This is a genomic window from Synechococcus sp. W55.2 (genome assembly GCF_047461635.1).
Lineage (GTDB): Bacteria > Cyanobacteriota > Cyanobacteriia > Thermostichales > Thermostichaceae > Thermostichus.
The window spans coordinates 37,423-58,469 of sequence record NZ_JANSHM010000005.1 but is presented as its reverse complement, the minus strand read 5'-3'; the positions used below and the strand labels follow the sequence as shown (position 1 = coordinate 58,469).

The 21,047-nt window shown below is 60.2% G+C and carries 20 protein-coding genes; 5 read left to right on the top strand and 15 right to left on the bottom strand.

Annotated elements, in window-relative coordinates; translation table 11 throughout:
• Positions 1-5: 5 nt before the first annotated feature.
• Together NW828_RS02255 and NW828_RS02250 are read right to left on the bottom strand one after the other, a co-directional pair.
• Positions 6-2,360, bottom strand: a complete 2,355-nt coding sequence (locus NW828_RS02255) for a transglycosylase domain-containing protein (RefSeq protein ID WP_414381127.1) — start codon at positions 2,358-2,360, stop codon at positions 6-8.
• A gap of 3 nt (positions 2,361-2,363) precedes the next feature.
• A complete protein-coding gene (locus NW828_RS02250) occupies positions 2,364-4,301 on the bottom strand; it encodes a serine/threonine-protein kinase (RefSeq protein ID WP_414381125.1) in 1,938 nt (645 codons plus the stop codon).
• A gap of 131 nt (positions 4,302-4,432) precedes the next feature.
• Here NW828_RS02250 and NW828_RS02245 point away from each other — a divergent pair, with 131 nt between their 5' ends.
• Positions 4,433-5,350, top strand: a complete 918-nt coding sequence (locus NW828_RS02245) for a histone deacetylase (RefSeq protein ID WP_414343157.1) — start codon at positions 4,433-4,435, stop codon at positions 5,348-5,350.
• Between the two features lie 11 nt (positions 5,351-5,361).
• Here NW828_RS02245 and NW828_RS02240 read toward each other — a convergent pair whose 3' ends face one another.
• The 12 genes from NW828_RS02240 to NW828_RS02185 all read right to left on the bottom strand — a co-directional run bounded on the left by NW828_RS02240 (position 5,362) and on the right by NW828_RS02185 (position 15,358).
• A complete protein-coding gene (locus NW828_RS02240) occupies positions 5,362-6,081 on the bottom strand; it encodes a PP2C family protein-serine/threonine phosphatase (RefSeq protein WP_414381123.1) in 720 nt (239 codons plus the stop codon).
• Positions 6,081-7,817, bottom strand: coding sequence for an ABC1 kinase family protein (locus NW828_RS02235; RefSeq protein ID WP_414381121.1), 1,737 nt, complete (start codon positions 7,815-7,817; stop codon positions 6,081-6,083). The genes NW828_RS02240 and NW828_RS02235 overlap by 1 nt, the downstream gene beginning before the upstream one ends.
• Positions 7,814-8,125, bottom strand: a complete 312-nt coding sequence (locus NW828_RS02230; RefSeq protein WP_414381119.1) for a DUF6825 family protein — start codon at positions 8,123-8,125, stop codon at positions 7,814-7,816. The genes NW828_RS02235 and NW828_RS02230 overlap by 4 nt, the downstream gene beginning before the upstream one ends.
• Positions 8,126-8,250: 125 nt before the next feature.
• Positions 8,251-8,976: a phycobilisome rod-core linker polypeptide gene (locus tag NW828_RS02225; RefSeq protein WP_414381117.1), complete on the bottom strand. Its 726-nt coding sequence runs from the start codon at positions 8,974-8,976 to the stop codon at positions 8,251-8,253.
• A gap of 58 nt (positions 8,977-9,034) precedes the next feature.
• A complete protein-coding gene (locus NW828_RS02220; RefSeq protein WP_414381115.1) occupies positions 9,035-9,676 on the bottom strand; it encodes a HEAT repeat domain-containing protein in 642 nt (213 codons plus the stop codon).
• A 64-nt stretch (positions 9,677-9,740) separates the two neighbouring features.
• Positions 9,741-10,511, bottom strand: a complete 771-nt coding sequence (locus NW828_RS02215) for a HEAT repeat domain-containing protein (protein WP_041436319.1) — start codon at positions 10,509-10,511, stop codon at positions 9,741-9,743.
• 73 nt (positions 10,512-10,584) lie between these two features.
• A complete protein-coding gene (locus NW828_RS02210; RefSeq protein ID WP_011432575.1) occupies positions 10,585-10,854 on the bottom strand; it encodes a phycobilisome linker polypeptide in 270 nt (89 codons plus the stop codon).
• A 315-nt stretch (positions 10,855-11,169) separates the two neighbouring features.
• The gene (locus NW828_RS02205) at positions 11,170-11,658 is read right to left on the bottom strand and encodes a phycocyanin subunit alpha (protein WP_414343139.1); all 489 of its coding nucleotides are present in this window, start codon (positions 11,656-11,658) and stop codon (positions 11,170-11,172) included.
• Positions 11,659-11,803: 145 nt separating this feature from the next.
• Positions 11,804-12,325 carry a phycocyanin subunit beta gene (locus tag NW828_RS02200; protein ID WP_414381159.1) on the bottom strand — a complete coding sequence of 174 codons (522 nt, stop codon included), beginning with the start codon at positions 12,323-12,325 and terminating at the stop codon, positions 11,804-11,806.
• Positions 12,326-12,717: 392 nt separating this feature from the next.
• Positions 12,718-13,533: a tryptophan synthase subunit alpha gene (gene trpA, locus NW828_RS02195; protein ID WP_414343136.1), complete on the bottom strand. Its 816-nt coding sequence runs from the start codon at positions 13,531-13,533 to the stop codon at positions 12,718-12,720.
• A gap of 61 nt (positions 13,534-13,594) precedes the next feature.
• On the bottom strand, positions 13,595-15,010 hold the full coding sequence (locus NW828_RS02190) for an ABC transporter substrate-binding protein (protein ID WP_414381113.1): 1,416 nt from the start codon (positions 15,008-15,010) through the stop codon (positions 13,595-13,597).
• 132 nt (positions 15,011-15,142) lie between these two features.
• Positions 15,143-15,358 carry a hypothetical protein gene (locus NW828_RS02185; RefSeq protein ID WP_011430147.1) on the bottom strand — a complete coding sequence of 72 codons (216 nt, stop codon included), beginning with the start codon at positions 15,356-15,358 and terminating at the stop codon, positions 15,143-15,145.
• Positions 15,359-15,386: 28 nt separating this feature from the next.
• Here NW828_RS02185 and NW828_RS02180 point away from each other — a divergent pair, with 28 nt between their 5' ends.
• Positions 15,387-16,235, top strand: a complete 849-nt coding sequence (locus NW828_RS02180; RefSeq protein ID WP_011432568.1) for a class I SAM-dependent methyltransferase — start codon at positions 15,387-15,389, stop codon at positions 16,233-16,235.
• A gap of 8 nt (positions 16,236-16,243) precedes the next feature.
• On the opposite strand, the gene NW828_RS02175 is transcribed toward NW828_RS02180, so the two are convergent.
• Positions 16,244-17,032 carry an amino acid ABC transporter ATP-binding protein gene (locus NW828_RS02175; protein WP_414381111.1) on the bottom strand — a complete coding sequence of 263 codons (789 nt, stop codon included), beginning with the start codon at positions 17,030-17,032 and terminating at the stop codon, positions 16,244-16,246.
• Between the two features lie 263 nt (positions 17,033-17,295).
• On the opposite strand from NW828_RS02175, the gene NW828_RS02170 reads away from it, so the two are divergent.
• The 3 genes from NW828_RS02170 (at position 17,296) to NW828_RS02160 (ending at position 20,823) form a co-directional block, all read left to right on the top strand.
• Positions 17,296-18,333 carry an amino acid ABC transporter substrate-binding protein gene (locus NW828_RS02170; RefSeq protein WP_011430144.1) on the top strand — a complete coding sequence of 346 codons (1,038 nt, stop codon included), beginning with the start codon at positions 17,296-17,298 and terminating at the stop codon, positions 18,331-18,333.
• Positions 18,334-18,441: 108 nt separating this feature from the next.
• Complete coding sequence (locus NW828_RS02165) at positions 18,442-19,614, top strand: amino acid ABC transporter permease (protein ID WP_414381109.1); 1,173 nt, start codon at positions 18,442-18,444, stop codon at positions 19,612-19,614.
• A gap of 3 nt (positions 19,615-19,617) precedes the next feature.
• Positions 19,618-20,823 (top strand): amino acid ABC transporter permease, encoded by a 1,206-nt coding sequence (locus tag NW828_RS02160; protein ID WP_414381107.1) that lies wholly within the window; start codon positions 19,618-19,620, stop codon positions 20,821-20,823.
• The last annotated feature ends 224 nt before the right edge of the window (positions 20,824-21,047 follow it).

The window sequence follows — 21,047 nt, the reverse complement described above, 5'->3', positions numbered from 1 at the left end:
TTGCTCTATTGAACCATCGTCAAACTATTGGTAATGACTTGCCTCATGTAATTTCCCCAAGTTTGAGCGGCTATGCTGCTGCTTCCTCGTGTTGGGCTAGAGTCATCATTGCCCAGCCAAATGCCAGTCACCAGGGGAGGGTTGGGCGTGTAGCCGATAAAGAGCAGATCCTTGTTGGCGGTGGTGGTGCCGGTTTTACCGGCTTCTCCAATGCCGAGCCGGGCAGCAGTGCCGGTGCCGGAGCTGATCACCCCTTGCAGTACGGCTGTCATCTGTTGGGCGACGGTTTCTGGCAGGACAAGTCGCTGAGAACGGGGATCCTCCCGACCAGGGTAAATCTCACGGCAGGTGCGAAAGTCGTTGGGGTTGGCGCAATCGCTGCTATCCAAGATGCGGCGGATGGTGTGGGGCCTTGACCAAAGGCCACGATTGGCAAAAGGAGTGAAGGCTGCTGTCAACTCCAGCAAGTTCACCTCCATTGTGCCAATCACCATAGAAGGATAGGGTTGCAACGGCGATTGGATGCCCATTTGCCGGGCCGTCGCCACCACTTGCTCTAGACCGACTTGTTGGGCCAACCGCAGGGCAATCACGTTTTCGGAGAGGATCAGGCCGCGGGCCAAATCCATAGAGGCCGATCCCGAGCGACAGCCCCGAAAGGTGAGGTTGCCCCAGGTGAGGGGCTCGCAAGACAACACTTGGGAGAGAGGGATCCCCTGGGTGAGGGCAGCCGCATAGGTGAACACTTTGAAGGTGGAGCCCGGCTGCCTTTGAGCTTGGGTAGCCCGGTTGAAGGGGCTGGCGTTGTAGTCGATCCCTCCCACCAAAGCCAGCACTTCGCCGTTGCGGCTGTCGAGACTGACCAAAGCGCCTTGGCTGAAGCCCAAGCGGGATCCCGACTCGCGCACCGTTTGGGCCAGGACTTGCTCTGCCAAACGCTGGTAGGGCAGATGCACCGTGGTTTCGATGATGAAGTTGCCCTCTGCCGAGAGGTCTTGGCCCAAAAGCTGCCGCAGCTCCTGGAAGACGGCACTGTAAAAGTAGGGAGCAACTGTCGAGGTTTGGGAGCGCAAATTGGGGTTGAGGGTGAGGCGACTGCGCCGGGCCCGCCGAATCTCCTCTTCGGGGAAGACTTTCAGCTCGCTCAGGCGATCCAACACCCGATCCCGGCCCCGAACGGCGGCATCATAGTTGGCGACGGGGTTAAAGGCATTGGGCGCGGGCAAAATGGCCGCCAGAGTCGCAGCTTCGGAAAGGCTGAGCTGGCGGCTTGGGATCCCGAAATAGAACTGGGCAGCAGTCTCAAAGCCGTAGATGCCGTTGCCCAGGTAAACATTGTTGAGGTAGAGAGCGAGGATTTCGTCTTTGCTGTAGCGCTGTTCCAGCTTCAGGGCGGCGACGGCCTCCCGCAGCTTGCGCCCGAAGGTGTTGCCGGAGCCGGTGTAGTCCCGCAGCACGGTGCGGGCCAGTTGTTGGCTGATGGAGCTGCCCCCCTGCTGCACTTCCCCCGAGCGCAGGTTCACCCAAAAGGCGCGGGCAATGCCCAGCAGATCCACCCCAAAGTGGGAGTAAAAGCGGTGATCTTCAGCGGCGACCACCACCTTGGGCAGAATTGGGCCAAAAGCTTCTAGGTTGGGCAGCTCCCGGTAGGTGTCCCCCTGATGGCGGCGCAGCTCCGTCTGCTGATCCCCGGCCAGGACGATCAGGGGGTTGCGATCTGCGGAGAGGGGCGGTTCCACTGAGAACTTGCTCCACTCATGGCCGATCCAAATCCTTGCCCCCAGCCCCAAGACTACCATCAGGATGAGGCAGCCGCGCACCCCATACACCTGTGGTGGGGGTGGATCCAGCACCTCTATGGCCACGCTCTCCGGATCCCGGGGCGGGCCAAGGCTCAGTTGCTGGCCGTGGCGCAAGATTACCCGGCGCACCCGCTCGGCGCCACCGAAGGGTTTGAGGCGAAAGACACCGTTGGTCGAGTCTTGATCTTCTAGCTGGTAGCGACCGGCATTCCACCCCAGCCAGTAGAGAATAGGGGGCAACGGGATCCGCCAACCCAGACCGGGCAGGCGCCAATCCGGGCGGGGACGGATGTGGGCGTGGAGATGGCTCACCGCGGGGGCAGGGATGCGAATGGTGGCCACCGTCTGGCTGCGACCGAGAATGTCGGATCCCTTCAGGGCAACCACCTGGGGGGGCTCTCCTGGGCAGGTAATCCGCAGGCGCACCGGGCGCTTGGGGGGAGGAGGTTCGGGGGGTTTGAGGAGAGCCGTAGGCCCGACAGGGAAAGGCCTCGCCAGAGTTTTGAAGAAGCGAGCGACGGTGCCCAACAGCGGCTTTTTGTCTTCAGAAGCAGACATGGCTCAGTCCCCCCGCAATTCGCGCGCACGGCGCAGCAGCTCCTGCATGGTCTGGCCGGGACGAGGGCCGCCTGCTGCTGAATTGAGGTTACGGGCCTTGGGAGGCCGGGCAACAGGGGCAGCCGGGGGTAGGGTGGGAGAGGAGGGGGAAGGTGGTGGAGCACCGCTGGGCAGCGTGGGATCCCAGAGGGCCATGTAAAGATGGCCTTGGGCGTTGCGTTCGATCCTGCCGGCCCAGGGGCCAACGCGGAATTGCACTCGCCCGGAACGCCCCTCGCGCACGGCTCGCAGTTCCCGCTGCAGTTGAGCAGGCAAGGGGGCTTGCAGCATATCCTCCAAGAGGCCTTCCACTTGCGGGGTGGGTACGCCATCGGTGACGGTGGCTTCGGTTTGCCGCAGGGCCAGGCTGGATTCGTCGTAGGTGAGGCCCAAGTCCACCCCGCCAAAGCGGTACAGGTCGTACACGGTATTGGGCCAAGCGCCCTGCCCCTGCTGGCTGGGGGATCCCAGGCTGGCTCGTACCGTCTCGCGGGAAGTCTCCAGGGGAAAGGCGCGAAACACCGGCTCGCTCCTGTTGTAGGGTTCCAGCTCCGGCGCGGGATCCCGCCGTCCGTTCTGCTCTGAAGCCAAAACAAGGAACTCAGGGATCCCCTCCAGCGGCGGCTCCTCGCTCGAACCACTCTCCTCAGACAGGGGATGGACATTCTCTGGGGCAGTGGAATCTGCCACTGCCGGACGAGATCCTGACCCGGAAACAAGGGGAGCTGAGGGGCGCTGGAGAAACCGTCCCCATCCCCAACTCACCAAGGTCAAGCCCAGCAACCCGCCCATTAGAAGGGGAATCAGGCGCACCCAAAGCAGGGATCCCCCGTTCTCGACCTCGGCGACCGCCGTCAGGGGCCTGAGCCGCAGAGTACCTGATGCGGCCAAGGGCGGCGCAACAGCAGTGGGGTCTCCAGAAAGTGGGCCAGAGGCAACACTTCCAGAGGAGATCAGCGGAGATTGAAGGGCAACGGTCTCTGGAGATCCTTTTTGGGATCCCTGTGCTCTGGCTTGAATGTGCTCCAGCTCCGCCAACACATTGGCCACCGACTGCGGGCGGGCGGCAGGATCTTTGGCCAGGCAACCGAGGATCAAGTCAGACAAACCGGCGGGCAGCGGAAACTTCAGTCCCCAGTCTTCTAGAGGGATGGGCCGGTGCTTGTGGTGGGCCTGGTACCAGCCCGGGAAAGATTCGGTGGTGGGCTTGAGGGGCATCTGGCCAGACACCATCTGGTACAGCATGATCCCGAAGCTGTAGATGTCGGAACGGGCGTCCAGCGGCAACCCTTCCAGCTGTTCCGGGGAAGAATAGGCCAGCGTTCCCAGGTAGGCATGGGTAAAGCTCAAAGATTCATGGCTGTTGAGCAGCTTGGCAATGCCGAAATCCACCAGCTTCGCCAGTTCCCCAAAACTGCTATCAGGCACTACAATCACGTTGGCCGGCTTCAAATCGCGGTGGATCACCTGCACCCGTTGCCCTTCCATGAGGATCCCCTCGTGGGCTGCTTTCAACCCCAAGCCAATTTGACGGGCCAGCCGGAAGAAGCGCTCCAAAGGCAAAGCCCCTGCGGCCAGAATATCCTTGAGGGTTTGGCCGTTCAGGTATTCCATCACATAGAAGGGCACCTCATCGGGGGTGAGGCCATAGTCATTGACTTTGACAATGTGCAGGCTTTTTTGGCCCAAAGCCGCGCAGGCTTTCGCTTCCCGTTCAAAGCGCAGGCGGGTGCGCTGATCCATTGCCGGCTGGGAAAGCAGCTTGACAGCCACTTCCACCCCACCAAAGAGCAAATCTTGAGCCAAATAGACTCGCCCCATGCCCCCCTGTCCCAGCAGATGTACAAGTCGATAACGCTGAGCCAAGAGGCGACCCAAAAAGGGATCCGACGCAGTAAACATAGGGAATCGCGGCGGTACAGAGAACAGGTTTGCAAGCCTCGCGAAGGGATCCGGCAGGAGCGGGCTACCTCTACCATAAGCACTGGAGCCGTCATAGGCCATGCTCGCCGCCGTCAATTCGATTGCCCTTGATGTCTTTGCCAATTGTTTACCACCCCGACTACAGTGCCCCCCTGCCGCCGGGCCATCGCTTTCCCATGCCGAAATTTCGCCTCTTGCAAGAGCTGCTGCTGCGGGAAGGGGTGATCCGCCCCCAGCAAGTGCACCACCCTGAGCTGCCCCCTCTCGCCTGGATTGAGTCGGTACATACCCCTGAGTACGTCAGGGCCTACTGTGAGGGATCCCTGGAAGCCAAATTGCAGCGGCGCATCGGCCTGCCCTGGAGCCCGGAGCTGGTGCAGCGCACCTGTCGAGCGGTGGGGGGCACCATCCTGACCGCCCAATTGGCCCTGCGCCACGGCCTGGCCTGCAACACCGCCGGCGGCACCCACCATGCCTTCCCCGCCTACGGCTCCGGCTTTTGTATCTTCAACGACCTGGCCATTGCCGCCCAAGTCCTGCTGCAGCAAGGGCTGGTGCAAAGGCTCTTGATCGTGGATCTGGATGTCCATCAAGGAGATGGCACTGCTTGGATCTTTCGCTCCGAGCCGCGGGTGTTCACCTTTTCCATGCACTGCGAGGCCAACTTCCCCGCCACCAAACAACAGAGCGACCTAGACGTGCCCCTGCCAGTAGGCATGGAAGATGAAGCCTATCTCCAGACCTTGGCCGACCACTTGCCCGATCTGTTGGCTCAGGTGCGCCCTGACCTGGTGCTCTACGATGCCGGTGTGGATCCCCACGAGGAAGATCTCCTGGGCAAGCTGGCCCTTAGCGACCAGGGCCTGTTTCGGCGAGACATGCAGGTGCTGAATACTTGCCTAAAGCAGGGCTACCCCGTCGCCTGCGTCATCGGCGGCGGCTACGGCAAAGACCTCAACCGCCTCGTGTATCGCCACTCCCTGCTGCACCGAGCGGCCAGCGAAGTGTACCGCCAATACCGTCTTTAGCCGGGCGCAAACTAGGCGTATTCGGCAATCACTACTGTGATGTTGTCTCGCCCGCCCCGCTCTTTGGCCGCCTCGATGAGCTTTAGGGGAAGTTGCTCCAAATCTTCCACCTGCAGGCAATACTCGATGATCACTTCGTCGTCCAGCTCCTCAGTTAGGCCGTCGCTACACAACAACAGGCGATCCCCTGGGTAAACTGTAATCGGCTGCACAGAAGGTGGACCCGCATCGGGTCGGCCCAGGCAGCGCTCGAGAATATGTCGCCAAGGGTGAATCCGGGCCTGCTCATAGGTCAGCTCCCCCAGTCGAATGGAGCGAGCCACTAAGGTGTGATCCTCGGTCATTTGCTGCATTTCGGATCCCCGTAGGCGATAGAGGCGAGAATCACCGATGTGAGCGCTCCAGCAGTTGTCATTGGGATCCACCATGGCCACCACCACCGTAGTGCCCATGTCTGCCCGCTCTGGATTTTCCCGCTGATCCTTGAGGATGGCACTGTTGGCTGCTTCTACGGCTTCGCTGAGCAACCGGGGTGCCGGCACGTTTTTCCAGCCTCGATCCAGATATTCTCGGATGGTCTCGACAGCCAACAGGCTGGCTGTAGCCCCGGCAGCATGTCCTCCCATACCATCGGCAACAATAAAGTAGCGTCCCTCCGGATCGCAGTAGTAGGCATCCTGATTGCTGCTGCGGATCTTGCCGGGATCCGTAGCGCAGGCATATCGTCGCATCACATCAATCGCTCTGACCGATTCAACCTTAAGAGTACTCTGATTAAAGCAAGAGCAGCGAGGGCAGCCAAAACCAAAGTGATAACCGTTAGGGTAGCATGTCCGGCCAAAAAGAGCTGAGTTGCGCTCAAAAAAAAGGCCGCAAACAACACCCCGTAAATGACTCCCAGCCCGGTGTTGTTCAGCTTGCGCAGCAAGCGCTCTGCCTCGCTCGAACGCACCCGCAGGCGTAGCTCCCCTTGTTCTATCTTGCTCAAGGTCGACTCGATCCGGCGCGGCAAGCTGAGGCTGCTGCTGGTGAACTCAGCCGCTTGACGGCCAACCTGGGCCAAGAGGGTCTCAGTCTTGCTTCCGTTTAAACTCATCAGCTCTTCCGCAAAGGGTTTGGCCACCTCCATAAAGTCGAACTCCGGATCCAACCCTTTCCCCAATCCCTCCAGCGTGGTCAGGGCCCGCATCACAAAAGTAAAGGTAGCCGGAAAACGAAACGGCTGATCGTAGGCCAGCTCGTAGAGGTCTTCGCTAATGGCCGCCACCGAGATTTCTCCTGAGTTGCTGGAAAAGGGTTTGTCCATAAAGTGATCCAGCATGTACTGCACCGAGCGGCGCACCGGAGCCAGATCGGCGGTGGGCACCAGCACCCCCAGTTCCACCAGCGAGGCCACCACCTGATCGGCATTTTTGGAGACCACACCTGCCAGCGTGCCCATCAGCTTTTCTTTCACATCGGAGGGCAGGCGGCCCATCATGCCGAAGTCGTAGAAGATCAGCGTGCCATCGGGCTTCACGGCAATGTTGCCGGGGTGGGGATCGGCGTGAAAAAAACCATCCTTGAGCAGTTGCCGCAGATAAGCCTCTGCCCCCAGACGAGCCAAAACCTTGCGATCCAACCCTGCCGCACTCAAGGCTTCGTAATCGCTGATTTTGATCCCCGGCAGGTATTCCAATGTCAACAGGCGAGGAGAGGTGTAACGCCAATACACTTTGGGAACAGCAATTTGCGGCATATCCCGAAAGTTGCGACGGAAGGTATCGGCATTGCGGCCCTCATTGAGGTAATCCACCTCTTCCCAGAGGGTGCGCCGACACTCTTCGTAGATGCCGATCCAGTCGCGGCCCGGCCCGCCCCAAGAGGTGCGATACTGAAAGAACTCGGCAATCCCACGGCAGATCTCCAAATCGATGGTGAACAGCCGGGTCAGCCCCGGACGCTGCACCTTCACCACCACCTCTTCCCCGGTTTTCAGCTTGGCGCGATGCACCTGCCCCAAGCTGGCAGCGGCCAAAGGGGTGGGATCAAAGTAGCTGTAGATTTGGGTTATCGGCCTGCCCAGCTCCTGCTGCACGATTGCCGCCACCTGTTCGTAGCTGAAAGCAGGCACCCGATCCTGCAGCTTGGAGAGCTCCTCGACATATTCCGAGGGGAAGAGATCGGCGCGGGTGGAGAAAAACTGCCCCACTTTAATAAAAGTAGGGCCTAAGTTAAGCAGCGTTTCGCGGATCCAAATGGCTCTGGCCCGGCGGCGCTGGGCCTTTCGCTCGGGCGTGGGTTGTCCCCCATAGCTCCAAGCCTGCTGATCCAGCCAAAGGTAAAACAGCCAGGTGAGCACAAATCGCCAAATGTCCAGCATGCGGCCCTGGCGAGTATAGTTCTCCCGGGCCCAGCGGTAGGCGGTATAGGGCTTGACGGGTTGTGATCCCAAAGAAGTCCGGGATCCCAAAAGGCTCGCGTTCAAGCGTTTCGACTCCGATATTTCTGCAACTCGGAGCGCAACTGCGCCACTTCTGCCCGCAAGTCGTCCAGAGTTGCCTGCAGATCTTCTGTCTGGAAAGGAGGCGGCACCCTTTCCTGGGCGGCCACGGATGCTTCTGCCTCAGCCCGGGTCATGACATCCTGGGCAAAGGTTTGCCAGCCCTCCTGCAGCTCAGCCCACACCTTGCCCACTTCCCCGGCAATATCGGTGAGGGCGCTTTCCAAACGCTCCCGTAGGACATCCGCCACAGCCTTGCCGACAAAAAAAGCCTGCACAACCGGATTCTTCATGCGACCCAAGTGTTAAGAAGCATCACCAGGATTATAACGAATCTTGCCCCAGGCACAGCGGCAGGCCGACCCATCCGAACAGCAGCGGATCGATCGGCCCGGCGGATTGGGGAGTTCGTCCAGTCCTAGCGGCGGTTGGTGGTCATGTCAGGGATCTTCAGATCGAAGACGCTGATGTTTTGCCGTGCAGCCGGCTTGGGATTGAGCATGCGGGCCATGTTGAGGAAGTTTTCTGGATCCCCGGCTTTGGGAGGACGGGTGAGACGATAGGTGCGCACCACTTCCCGCGTCGAGCGCTTCACGCCGGAGACATCGCGCCAACGGGCTCCATAGCGGGGGGTCACCAGGTTGGCGGGCTTTTCCGACAGGCGACGGCGTTGGTAAGGCACCACATCGTCCCCAAAGGCGGCATTGTACTCTTCGCTATCCACCACGGCATCGATGAAGCCATCTAGCCCCTTGGTGGCAACGATGATGGAGTACTTGATGCGCTCCTGTTGGCTGTAGGTGGGCCGACCCAAAAAGCGCTGGAAGGTGACCTCGATGAAGCGGTAGTTGTCGTTGGGAACCATGACCAGATCCCGGTACACCTCCGACTTGCCCAGGCCGCGCACAAACTCTTTGACCGAGATTGCCCCGTTGCGCAATTGGGACTCCAGAGCTTTTTGCCGATAACTCTCCAGCATCAGATGCTCGCTGAAGATCTGGCGATAGGCGGCGCGAATGATGTTGTCAATTCCTGTCGGGTCGTCAGGACGGTAGACCGGCGGTGTTTCGTCGCTGGCTACAAAGTAGCGAGGCACCCGTTCATTTTGGGTGGTGGGGCGATCGGCAAGCAACGGAAGGGACATAGATGGTGCTCCTAAAAAAACGAGAAAAACTTAAGAAAAACACAGTGGGGCAGGGAAGCTAAGGCTCAGCAGCCAATTCCTGCCAGCTCATCTGGGCGCGGAGAGGGATCAGAGGATCGGCATCTTCCAGGGCCATCTGGAGCGCAGCCTCGACTGAGGGGCGCAGAGATTGTTCACCCTGGCGAGCCAAGTCCGTCAGGGATCCAACGGCGGCGTAGCGGACTCCCCAATCGGCATCGGCAAGGCATTGCCGCAACAGGTGCAAGGCTCGCTCTTGATCGAGCAAGGGCCGCTTGGCCGCCACTCGTCCTAGCCCACGGGTCGCCGCCCGTCGCACACTGGGGGCAAAGTCCGCTACAATGGCTTCCGCCAAAAAGGGGTAGGCATCCCCATGGCCAATACGGGCCAGAGCCCGCACCGAATAGGCCCGCGCCCCGTAATCGAAACCGTCAATATGGCTCAGCAAGGGCTGCACCGCGGCTTCCCCAAAGCGCAGCACTTCCTCCAGAGCAGCCTCCCCAACTGCAGGGCGATTGAACCCAAAGGCGCGAATTAAGATGGGGATCCCTTCCACTTGGCCCAAAGCGCCCAGCGCCCTCACCACCCGCAACAATTCCTCAGGCGACGTGGCCTGCTCCAATTCTGCTGCCAGTTGAGCCACAGCAATGGGAAACGCTTGAGCAGCCGAGGCGGAGGACATAGGCAACGAATAGTCAAAGGTACACTTGAAACCGCTGATCAAAGGCACTGAGCGCCCCAGGATCCTAGAAGAGCTTCTCCAGTTGCGGCAGGATCACCGCCGTCACCTGAGCCAGCGGCACCCACCCCAACTGAAGCGCCACATCGAACAGCCGCTTCAGAGCATTGATGCGCAGGTTGAGAGCCACGTCGGCTGTGGCCAGCAGCGGCGCCCCCGCCACCCATCCCGATTCGGCCAGGTCGAACAAAGCGGCCTGTCGTAGGCTGGAGTTGGAGTGGGCCAGTAGCGCCACCAGGATTTGGGTCAGCTCCTCGGCTTGCGTAAAGCGATAGAGCACCCAAGCCGCTGCCGAACGCACCCGCTCAGAGGGATGGTTCAAAAAGGGCCGGATCGCTGCCTCAGCCTCGGTGGCCTGAAGCTGACCCAAGGCCTCGATAAGGGCTTCCCAGGGCTGCTCCTGCTCGCGGGACTGCAACAGTGCCAGCAAGGGATCCACCGCTCGCTTGTCCCCCAATTGAGCCAAGGCATAGGCAGCCTCTTCCCGCACATGAAAGTCGGTACAAGTGAGCGCCTCGATCAAACCGGGCACGGCCCGCGCATCCCCGATTTGCCCCAGGGCCTTAGCGGCATTGCGGCGCAGAGGATAGCCCCCCAAGGCAGTGCGATCCCGCTCATCCTGCAACGCCAAAAGCAGCGGCTCTACCCCCCTTGGATCCCGAACTGTGCCCAGGTACCAGGCAGCATAGTACCGATCTTGCAAGTCATCCCCCTGCAGCCGGGCTATCGCCTGCTCCCAAGTGAGCTGCTGCGGCAGCACCGCCGTGTTGGATGCCATACGAACCGTTGCAGAGCTGTTCATGACACCTGGGCAACCTTGCCGGTAACTTCAGTCGGCCGTCGGGCCTCCCTCACTCAGCAGCGCCGTTGCCCTGAGCGGGAGAGGCATTGGCTCCCGACAAGGCAGTGACCTGCACGATTTTGCCACCCATCCGCAGAATGCGCTGCATCTCGGCAGACAACCGACTGTAGGGAACGGTGGTGCTCAGGGTGCTGCGGCGAACTTTGGCAGAGGTGGCCAGAGCATCGGGCGGGTTGAGCAGACCGGTGTACTCAACTCGGTAAACCCGGCTGCCGGCTTCTGTCAGGGCTTCAGGGCTGGTGGTGCTTTGACCAAACATCGCTTTCCCCAGGTATCTATGAGACTTCGTTTGGAAGACAGGCAAACTGACCAGCGAACAAGCCGTACCGGCTATTCTCGCGAACCAGCACGCTGCCGTTGGGCAATGCCTACAATCCAAAGGCTAACTACCCCAGACTGGAGAGCAGGCGACCAACCCAACCGGCTTAAGAGAAGCCAAGGCGCCAAACCAACCTGGAAACAGGTGGAATAGACCTCTTTGGAGCTGTCGCCTGCTCTGGAGAGACACACAATTGGAAGACAAAGAAAGAGATCGTCCACTCCCAACAAGCAGGGATCTCTGCCCTGGGATCCCCTAGCTGAGGGCGTTGATGGCGTAATCGAAGTAGATGGCAGCTTCGTTGGCCGCTTGACCGCTCAGCATGCCCAGAGCGCGGCTCTTCATGTACTGCAGAGCCACGATGTACCAGCTGGGAGAGAGGTTAAAGGAGCGGTTCACTTCCCGCAGTCCGGCCACCAGGTATTCATCGAGGGGGCCGGTGCCACCTGCAACCAGAGAATAGGTAATGAAGCGGAGGTAGTAGCCGATGTCGCGGGCACACTTGGCTTGAAACACATCGCCGTGGCCCATTTCACCCGGCTGAGTCAGGTAAGGGAACCTCTTGAACACTTCCTGCACCGCTTCCCGCACCAGAGTTTGCTGGTTGTTGGTTAGGACACGGGCCGCTTCCAGAGAAGCAGCAGCACGCTGGTAACGACCATTCACGGCCTGCAGTTCGCTGGCATTCAGAAAACGCCCTTGATTGTCAGCGGAAGCAATCGCTTCAGTGATGACAGTTTTCACCTTGCAGCTCCTAAATTCATCGATTGTGTTGTTAATGGACGTTCTGTAGGAAAGGCGGACTGGATTTCCACCTGCCTATCAGAAATGAGGGATCTAACGGATCTCAATTCTGAAAGGAACGACCAAGCTGGCTTCGACCCAAAGCTCAAACGATGGCGGCAGCCGCCTTATCGAAGTAGCTGGCCACTTCGCTTTGCAGCGCCGAGCAGTCCCCAGGAGTGATGCCCTTCGGATCCATGATCTTGGCCAGCGCTTCCTTCTTCATAGCAGCAATGGCGTTGGCCACAGAAGAGGTGGGCACCCCCAGAGCAATGTAGGTTTCCCGCAGGCCGTTCAGGCAGCGATCTTCCAGCACAGAGCTATCCCCGGCCAAGGTGGCATAGGTGATGTAGCGCAGGATGATCTCCATGTCCCGTAGGCAGGCAGCCATGCGGCGGTTGGTGTAGGCATTGCCGCCGGGAGCGATCAGATCTGGCTCTTGAGCAAACAAAGAGCGAGCTGCATTGGTTACGATTTGGGCGGCATTGCTGGTCATGCGGTTGACAGCATCTAGGCGCTTGTTGCCCTCTGCCACCAAAGCCGCCAAACGGTCAAAGTCTTGGTCACTTAAAAAGGCACCGCGTGCATCTGCCTGAGCGATCACCCGGGTAAAAGCATCTTGCATGATGGATCTCCTTCTGGTCTTTCCAAAAAGTGGTGAGCGACTGGCTGAACCTCCCAAAAGCCGAATCCCAGGCTTTTTTGCGGGATCCTCTTTGACCCCCAAAAATCAAGGATTCCGTGGCAGCAGACCCCCCACCGAACCCCTAAATTTTTAGATAGGTCAAGAACCTCTGCGACTTTCAGACAGCCGAGCATCCAGCCTAATTTTATATCGCGGGATGGATGAGTGTTTTGTGAAGATTTGCAAACCTACCAACCCCAAAATGTCTGCCTAAGCTGGGATCCCTGGACTATGGGGCGCAGCAGGGGGGAAATGGGTCTGCGGGCTGGCTCACAAAATGTAAACATTTGTTTTGAGATGGAAGCAGTCTGAGTGGGCACCTTCCTGAACAGAAGTTAACACTCTGGAGTGGTCACCTCTTGCAGGGCCGCTTTGAGGGCTCGACAAAAGTGAGCTATTTGTTGCAGTCCTTCTTCAGGCGTGGGGGCTTTGGCCAGCCGTTGCACAAATGCGCTGCCCACAATCGCCGCATCTGCTCCCCAGAGAGCGATCTGGCGGGCCTGGTCGGGAGTGGAGATGCCGAAGCCCACCCCAATCGGCAGGGGGGTTTGTTGGCGCAGTTGCTGCAGCAAAGCCGGGATCCGCTTTTCCAGGGTGGCCCGTTCGCCGGTAACGCCGGTGGTGCTGACCAAGTAGACAAAGCCACTGGACTGCTGGGCAATGCGGCGCATGCGCTCCGGGGGGCTGGTAGGTGCCACCAGCAGGATGAGGTCGATCCCTTCGGCCTGGGCTGCTTGTCGCAGGGATCCCGCCTCTTCCAGAGGCAGATCGGGGACGACCAAGCCGGCACAGCCGGCCTGCCGCAGTTGATGCAGAAAGTTGGGGATGCCGAGCTGGTGGATGGGGTTGTAGTAGGTGAACAGGATCAGGGGGGCCTGCAGCGAGAGACAGCGCAAGCCTTGTAGAATGGCGCCCAAAGTGACTCCCCGACTGAGGGCGCGGGTGGCTGCTGCTTGGATCACCGGCCCATCCGCCAAGGGATCCGAGTAGGGTACCCCCAGCTCGATAAGATCGGCGCCGCTCTGATCCAGAACCTGCAAAGCCTCAAAGGTGGTTTCCAAGTTGGGATCCCCAGCGGTGAGGTAGGGGATGAGGGCTTTTTCACCACGGCTGCGCAGCGCCTGAAAGCAGGCTGTGATCCGAGTGGGCATGGGATCCATTCGATTCTGAGGAGATTGAGAGCATCCCCCACTGTAGCGTCTGCCGGGATCCCTAGGGGAGAGGCACAAAATCGTAGCCGGTACCGGAGCGGTTGCCGGGCTCAACCCGCACCAGCACATGGGGAGCATTGCGGTCGCCGGAGGGCAAGAAGCGCACTTCTCCGGAAGCGCCGTCCGGCAAGCGGAAGTTCGGGTCGCCCAGGGCGGCGAGAACAGCGCTGCGGCTGGGGGATCCCTGCTGGATGGCTCGCAAAAAAGCCCGGGTGGCGTCGTAGGCCAGAGCGGTGCGCCAGCTCACCTGCCCTCCCCAGAGCTGGGCTGCCTTCTGGGCAAACTCGCGGTTGCGCGGCACCTGGGGATGCCAGGGTACCGCCACCACCAAGCCCTCTACCGCTGCTCCCCCTTCTTGCAATGTGGTGAGGCTGAAGAGCACATCGCCGCCCAGAAGAGCAAGGGGCTTACCAGCTACAGCGTTCTCGCGGGCTACGGCCAGCGCTTTTTCGGCTACGGAAGCCGTGGGAGCTAAAAAAGCTACCTGGGCTCCTTGGCCGACGGCCCTTTGCAGGCTGGCCTGGGGGTTGAAGTCCGACGCCGATAAGTCGAACTCCGCCAGCACGATGCCCCCTTCGCTGGTCAGGGTGGAGGCAAAGGCGTCCCGCAGGCTGGTACTGTAAGCGCTGTTGGGGTTGTAGAAGATGGCCACCCTTTGCAGCCGCAACGTGTTGAGAGCATAACGGGCCAGTTGCGTGCCGGCCACTTGATCGGAGGGCACGGTGCGAAAAATGGCATCCCCCAGCATGCTGATGCGGGTGCTGGTGGAGGTGGAGGAGATCATGGCCAAGCCGGCAGGCTGATAAACCTCGGCTGCAGCCAGGGTGGCGTCGCTGGTGTTATGGCCGATCACGCCCAAGATCTCGGGCTGGCTCACCAGAGCCTTGGCCACCGCCGTTGCTCGCTCAGGGTTGTCGCCATCGTCCGCAATCACCACCCGCAACAGCCGCCCCCCTATCCCCCCTTGGCGGGCCAGCTCCTCCTGAGCTTGCGCCACCCCGCGCAGGGTCTCTTTGGCGCGGTTGGGGTTGCTGGAGATGGGCACCACCACCGCCAGGCTCAAGGGACTGCCCTGCTGCTGGGCACGGGCATTGTTCAAGAAAATGCGAGCTTCCGGGTCGTTGCGGTTGCTTTGCAGTCCCATCTCCAACACCGGGATGGCTGCGCTGAGGTTACCTTGGCGCAACAGCTCTGCAGCGGCAACGGCAGCGGGACTGCTATCGGCAAACAAGGTGCGCTCGCCGCTGGTCAGGAGCAGATCTTGTGCTCCACCCCCCAACCCTGGCAGCGATACTAGCGGTAGAGAAATGCCTTCCGGCCAGCGAACATAGCCCGCCTGCCAAGCGCGATGACCGCCCCAGAGTAGCAATAGCCCCAAGGCAATGTAGACAATGGGTGGTGGAGACTTGGCAACCATATTATAGAGAGAGAAAACGCTAGCTTTTGGCCAGCAAAGACACTGCTTGTATCCTCAGGAATCCTCAAAAGTCATCTTTCCAAGGATCTCTAGGGATCTCCGACTATGCATCAGCATGAGTGCGGGAGTATGTCACGGATCGGGACGGTAGGAAGGGCTGTTGCGGTATTGGCGCTCTAGCTGCTCCACAATGGAAATGGGAACGGATGAGGTCTCGGAGGGCTCTTCTGGCGAGGTGCCGATCTGCGTCTCGGTCTCCACATTGAACTGCCGAGATGTTGCCCAAACCACTGCTGCAATCAGCAAAAGGACGATAGCGGCACCGTAAAGAAAGGCGACGATGGCCATCGGGTCAATGGTTTAGCTTTCCCCTTCCATGATAAAGGCTGTCGAGAATTACCCACTTCAGGATCCCTTAGAGCAAGCCCTATGGGACTGGCACCGAGGAGAGGCCAAGGGATCCCTGCTCTTGCATGCCTACGGCCTGGAGGGGATCCCGTTGGCGGAAGAGCCCCAGGTGGTCTCCCCAGAGGTGTTCTTCACCCAGGAGCTGCCGGAGGTGGAGGCCATGGCTTTGGATCTATGCCGCGGTCGGGTGCTGGACATCGGCGCCGGCACGGGCCGCCACAGCCTGCTGCTGCAGGAGGAAGGATTGGCCGTGGCTGCCTTGGATCGCTCCCCGGTGGCGTTGCAGATCATGGCAGAGCGGGGGGTGCGCTGCCGCATTGCCGCCGATCTTTTCCACTGGGCGGGGCCAGGAGAGCCCTTCGATACCCTACTCCTGCTGATGAACGGCGTCGGCTTGGCGGGATCCCTGTCGGGCTTGGAGCGTTTTTTGCGCCTGGCTCGCCACTGGGTTCAGCCCACTGGCCAGTTGCTCCTGGATTCCACCGATTTGAGCGATGCCAGCGACCTCGCAGATCTGCGGAATCTGCCGGCAGAAGAGGGAGGGCGTTTAGAAAACTTGGAAGATCCCTCTGGCAAGCTGGCCGCTCCTGCCCACCTCGAAGCAGGTGGCTCAGAAGATTGGCAGGAAGGGAGCGAGGCAAAAGCCAAGGTAGTGAACTTTGTAGCCGAGTACAACGGCCAGCGGGGGGATCCCTTTCCCTGGCTATTTGTAGATCCGGAAACCCTGCTGCAGTGTGCCCACGCCAACGGCTGGCAGGGGCAGATTGTCTATCAAGAGCCGGAGGGGGCTTTTCTGGCACGCCTCACCCCCTTCTGAAGGACTCGCTAGTGGGAAAGGATCTGGGATAAAAACAGGCGGGAGCGCTCTTCTTTCGGATTGCTGAAAAACTCTTGGGGGGTGTTTTCCTCCACGATCTTGCCGCGGTCGAAGAAGATAATCCGATCCGCCACCTCGCGGGCAAAGCCCATCTCGTGGGTTACACACACCATGGTCATCCCCGAGCGGGCCAACTCCCGCATCACGTCCAGCACCTCCTTGATCATCTCTGGATCCAAGGCCGAGGTGGGCTCATCGAAGAGCATCACCGCCGGATTCATGGCCAAGGCGCGGGCAATCGCCACCCGCTGCTGCTGCCCCCCCGAAAGTTGCCCCGGGTATTTTTCTGCTTGCTCGGCAATCCCCACGCGGCTTAGCAGTTCCATAGCCCGCTCTATCGCCTCACTTTTTTTCATCTTTTTCACGTGGATTGGGCCAAGGGTTACATTTTGCAAAACCGTGAGATGAGGAAACAGGTTGAACTGTTGAAAAACCATGCCCACCTCGCGGCGAATGGCATCGATGTTGCGCAGGTCGCTGGTCAGCTCAATGCCATCTACCACAATGCGCCCTCTCTGGTGTTCTTCTAAGCGGTTCAACGTGCGAATAAACGTTGACTTGCCCGAACCTGAAGGCCCACAGATCACCACCACCTCTCCGCGGCGGATGCGGGTGGTAATGCCCTTGAGGACGTGGAAATCGCCGTACCATTTGTGAACATCTTCGCATTGGATAATGTCAGCGCTGGCTGCACTTTGCGGAGAGAGTGAAGACCTTATGTGCGGGGATCCTTGCATGGGTGGGTGACTCCCTAAGTTTCACCAAAGCAGGCATGGGTACCATGGCAGAACTGGCCGAGCCACAACCGTAGCCTCTGCAACATTTCCATACGCCCTGACATGTAAGGCTTTGAGAAAATCGTAGGCGCCTATGGCAAACCATTCTATGGGGTGTGGGGTGTGGCAGGAGTGTAACCCAATGGCACGGTATCTCGGTTGAAGTGCCGTGTATGAACGACTGTTGACGACGAAGATCTTGAGGATTGACATGGGGTAATTTTATGAACTGGATAAAGCATTTGAACGGATTGGCTCCCTTGGCCGGGGCACTGGCGTTGTCTATGGGCCTGCAGTCCCTTCCCGCTTGGGCGCAGCTGGGGCCGCTCACCGACCGCATCAAGGCTCGGGGCGAGTTGATCTGTGGGGTAAACAACCAACTGCCCGGATTCGGCAACCTGGATGACCAAGGCAAGTATGTGGGTTTTGATATCGACATCTGCCGGGCAGTAGCTGCCGCTCTCTTTGGAGATCCGGACAAGGTTCGATACGTCTACCTGACGGCGGCCAATCGCCAGTCTGCGATTCAGTCGGGCGAGGTCGATATGATTAGCCGCAACACCACCTGGACCCTCACCCGGGATCGCGAGTGGGCGGTGACCTTCGGCCCCACCACCTACTACGACGGCCAAGGATTTATGGTGCGGAAGTCGCTGGGGGTGGAAAAGCTGGAAGACCTGAACGGGGCCACCATCTGTGTGATTGCCGGCACCACCACCGAGCTGAACTTGGCGGATACCTTCCGCGCCCGTGGCATTGCCTTTACGCCAGTAACCTTCGACGGCGATGATTCCTCTTTCAACGCCTACGAAGAGGGCCGTTGCGATGCCATCACCAGCGACCAAAGCGCCCTCATCTCCCGCCGGGCCAGCTTGGCTTCTCCCGACGACCACGTGATCTTGCCGGAGGTGATCTCCAAAGAGCCCTTGGGGCCGCTGGTTCCCCACGGAGATGAGAGTTTCTCCGACATTATGAACTGGACGGTCTACGCCCTCTTCTATGCAGAAGAAAAGGGGATCACCAGCGCCAATGTGGACGAGTTCCTCAAGTCCGAGGATCCCGACATTCGCCGCTTCTTGGGCCAGGAAGGCAACCTGGGAGAGCTGCTGGGCCTGAAGCCGGATTGGGTGGTCAATGTCATCAAGGCGGTGGGCAACTACGGCGAGATCTTCAACCGCCACCTGACCCCCTTGGGCGTGCCGCGGGGCTTGAACCAGCCCTACACCAAAGGTGGGATCCAGTACGCGCCGCCTTTCCGCTAATCGCAAATCCGGGAGCCATCGCCCCCCCTGGGACAGGGATCTCGGTTGGTCAGTACCAGCCAGGGATCCCTTGTTTCCTGTCATACTTTGGATTGTTGCCTGCGCCCCATGACTGCACTGTCTGACCAGCCCCACCTTCGCCCCCCCTGGTGGCGGGATGAGCGTATCCTGAAGCTCTTGCTGCAGGTGGCCTTTGTCGTGGCCGTGCTGCTGGTGTTCGGGATCCTTGCTCAGAACCTCCTCGCCAGCCTGCGCCGCCTGGGCATCAGTTTGGGCTTTCGCTTTCTGGGCAACTCCGCCAACTTTGGGATCACCGAGGGGCTGATCCCCTACGACCCCTCCGAGAGCTACCTGAAGGCTCTGGCGGTGGGAGCGGTGAACACCCTCTGGCTGTCGGCAGTCAGCATTGTGTTGGCGACGGCGATGGGCTTTGTCCTGGGGATGGCTCGCCTCTCCAGCAACTGGCTGGCCCGCCAGCTGGCCACCGTTGTTACCGAGATCTTTCGCAATGTCCCGGTGCTGCTGATCGTGATCTTCTGGTACCAGGGGGTGATCCTCACCCTGCCGGGGGTGCGCAACAGTCTCTCCATCGGCGGGCTTGTCTTTATCAACCAGCGGGGAGTGAAGCTGCCCGGGTTGGATCCCAGCGGCTGGCTGGTTCCCGCGCTGGCCATTGTAATCGCGGCTGGGTGGGGGATCCGCAAGCTGCTCCTAGTCTGCCGACCCGAGCTGGGATCCCGGCAGCGGAACCTGTGGGTGGCTGCGGGGGTGGCGCTGCTGGCGGTGGCCTGCTGGGTGCTCTTCCCAGAGCCGCCGGTGCGGCTGGATGTCCCGGTACTGGAGCGCTTTAACTTCCGGGGTGGGATCCAGCTTTCGGCGGAGTTTACCGCCATGATGCTGGGCTTGGTGACCTACACCGGCTGCTACATTGCCGAAGTGGTGCGCGGATCCTTTTTGGCGGTGCCGCGGGGGCAGTGGGAGGCGGCCCGGGCCGTCGGCCTGTCGGAGCTGCAAACCTTTCGCTTGGTGATTGTGCCGCAGGCCCTGCGGATCATGATCCCCTCCTTGAACACTCAGTATCTCACCTTGATTAAAAACTCCAGCTTGGCCATTGCCGTTGGCTTCTCCGATCTGTTCAACATCAGCAGCACCATCATCAACCAGTCGGGACGCTCGGTGGAGATGTTCGCCATCCTCATGGCCACCTATCTGACCTTCAACCTGGTGGTTTCCTACGGCATGAACTGGCTCAATGCCCGCGTCAAATTGGTGGAGCGCTAACCCATGCCCAGCAGTCTCTCCTCTCCCCTTGTAGAAGAAAAGGTACTCCCCCCCAGGGAGAAACAAAGTCCTCTGGCTTGGGTGCGCCGCAACCTGTTCGACTCCTGGCTGAGCACCTTGCTCACCTTGGTCTCCGCCTTGGTGTTGGCCTGGGCAATTTCCCTGTTTTGGAACTGGGCGTTCACCCAAGCCCGCTGGGAGGTGATCCCGGCCAACCTGAAAATCTTTGCCAGCGGCACCTACCCCAGCAGCCAACTGTGGCGGGTGTGGGCGGTGTTGGGAATTGTGCTGGCCACCTTGGGGGTAGCGGGGGGGGCTTGGGGCGGTGTGCTGCTGCACTACCTCATTCTCTTGGGAGCTGCTATGGGCTTGGCCGCGTTCCTGCCTTTGGGAACCCAGTCGCAGGGGTGGCTGGCGGTTTGCTCTGGAGCGACTTTTGCCGCTATTGCCCTCAGTCGCGGACGGGAATCCTGGCGGCTGGCTTCCATCTGGGTTTGGGCCTTGATCTTGCCCCTCTGTCTGCAGCTGCTGCTGGGCGACCTGGGCCCCAATTGGCCGGCAGTGCGGGCTGAGCAACTGTCTGGACTGCTGCTGACCTTGATCTTGGCGGCAGCCGCCATGATCATCGGCTTTCCCATCGGGGTGTTGCTGGCGTTGGGCCGGGCCAATCGGGCGTTGCCGGTAATCCGGATCTTCTGCACGCTGGTGATCGAGCTGGTGCGGGGGGTGCCTCTGACCACCATTCTGTTTGCCGCCTGGCTGTTGGTGCCCTTCTTTCTGGGAGGGATCAGCGTCAACCTGATCATCCGGGCGGAGGTGGCCTTCATCTTGTTTACAGCCGTGTACGTGGCCGAGGACGTGCGGGGCGGCCTGCAGTCGATCCCGCTGGGCCAGCTGGAGGCGGCACGGGCGCTGGGCTTGAACCCCTTTCAAGTGACCGCTTTGGTGATTTTGCCCCAGGCACTGCGGGCAGCCGTTCCGGCGCTGGTGAACGAGTTCCTCACCCTCTTCAAAGACACGTCACTGGTGTTCATTGTCGGCCTCATCGACCTGCTGCAGGCGGGGCGCGTGGTGTTCACCAACCCCAACTGGCTGGGCACCCAGCGGGAAGTGCTGTTTTTTATCGGCCTGATCTACTTTATCTGCTGCTTTGCCATGGCTTACGCCGCCCAGCAGGTGGAAAAGGCGCTGGGCTTGGGCAAGCGCTAGAAATTGCAGCCACTCCCCTTCCCCGTCCCCTCTGCTTAGGCCCCGGGATCCCCTTAACAGGCCAGGGCTACATCCCCCTATAGCGGCTCGACAAGTGCTTTTCCCTGGAGAGGGGGCAGCGCTAAGATAGCGGGGAACGTCTCGTTACACCTTGGCCCATGACCCTTGCCTCTGAGACCGAGTCCCCGGAGCAAGCCGCGGCGGCCCCTGAGCCTGGTCGGGTG

Bases quoted from the DNA above. Each gene is read 5' to 3' on its own strand.
- NW828_RS02255 (WP_414381127.1), bottom strand. From the start codon at position 2,360: ATGTCTGCTTCTGAAGACAAAAAGCCGCTGTTGGGCACCGTCGCTCGC.
- NW828_RS02250 (WP_414381125.1), bottom strand. From the start codon at position 4,301: ATGTTTACTGCGTCGGATCCCTTTTTGGGTCGCCTCTTGGCTCAGCGT.
- NW828_RS02245 (WP_414343157.1), top strand. From the start codon at position 4,433: ATGTCTTTGCCAATTGTTTACCACCCCGACTACAGTGCCCCCCTGCCG.
- NW828_RS02240 (WP_414381123.1), bottom strand. From the start codon at position 6,081: ATGCGACGATATGCCTGCGCTACGGATCCCGGCAAGATCCGCAGCAGC.
- NW828_RS02230 (WP_414381119.1), bottom strand. From the start codon at position 8,125: ATGAAGAATCCGGTTGTGCAGGCTTTTTTTGTCGGCAAGGCTGTGGCG.
- NW828_RS02225 (WP_414381117.1), bottom strand. From the start codon at position 8,976: ATGTCCCTTCCGTTGCTTGCCGATCGCCCCACCACCCAAAATGAACGG.
- NW828_RS02220 (WP_414381115.1), bottom strand. From the start codon at position 9,676: ATGTCCTCCGCCTCGGCTGCTCAAGCGTTTCCCATTGCTGTGGCTCAA.
- NW828_RS02215 (WP_041436319.1), bottom strand. From the start codon at position 10,511: ATGGCATCCAACACGGCGGTGCTGCCGCAGCAGCTCACTTGGGAGCAG.
- NW828_RS02210 (WP_011432575.1), bottom strand. From the start codon at position 10,854: ATGTTTGGTCAAAGCACCACCAGCCCTGAAGCCCTGACAGAAGCCGGC.
- trpA (WP_414343136.1), bottom strand. From the start codon at position 13,533: ATGCCCACTCGGATCACAGCCTGCTTTCAGGCGCTGCGCAGCCGTGGT.
- NW828_RS02190 (WP_414381113.1), bottom strand. From the start codon at position 15,010: ATGGTTGCCAAGTCTCCACCACCCATTGTCTACATTGCCTTGGGGCTA.
- NW828_RS02185 (WP_011430147.1), bottom strand. From the start codon at position 15,358: ATGGCCATCGTCGCCTTTCTTTACGGTGCCGCTATCGTCCTTTTGCTG.
- NW828_RS02180 (WP_011432568.1), top strand. From the start codon at position 15,387: ATGATAAAGGCTGTCGAGAATTACCCACTTCAGGATCCCTTAGAGCAA.
- NW828_RS02175 (WP_414381111.1), bottom strand. From the start codon at position 17,032: ATGCAAGGATCCCCGCACATAAGGTCTTCACTCTCTCCGCAAAGTGCA.
- NW828_RS02170 (WP_011430144.1), top strand. From the start codon at position 17,296: ATGAACTGGATAAAGCATTTGAACGGATTGGCTCCCTTGGCCGGGGCA.
- NW828_RS02165 (WP_414381109.1), top strand. From the start codon at position 18,442: ATGACTGCACTGTCTGACCAGCCCCACCTTCGCCCCCCCTGGTGGCGG.
- NW828_RS02160 (WP_414381107.1), top strand. From the start codon at position 19,618: ATGCCCAGCAGTCTCTCCTCTCCCCTTGTAGAAGAAAAGGTACTCCCC.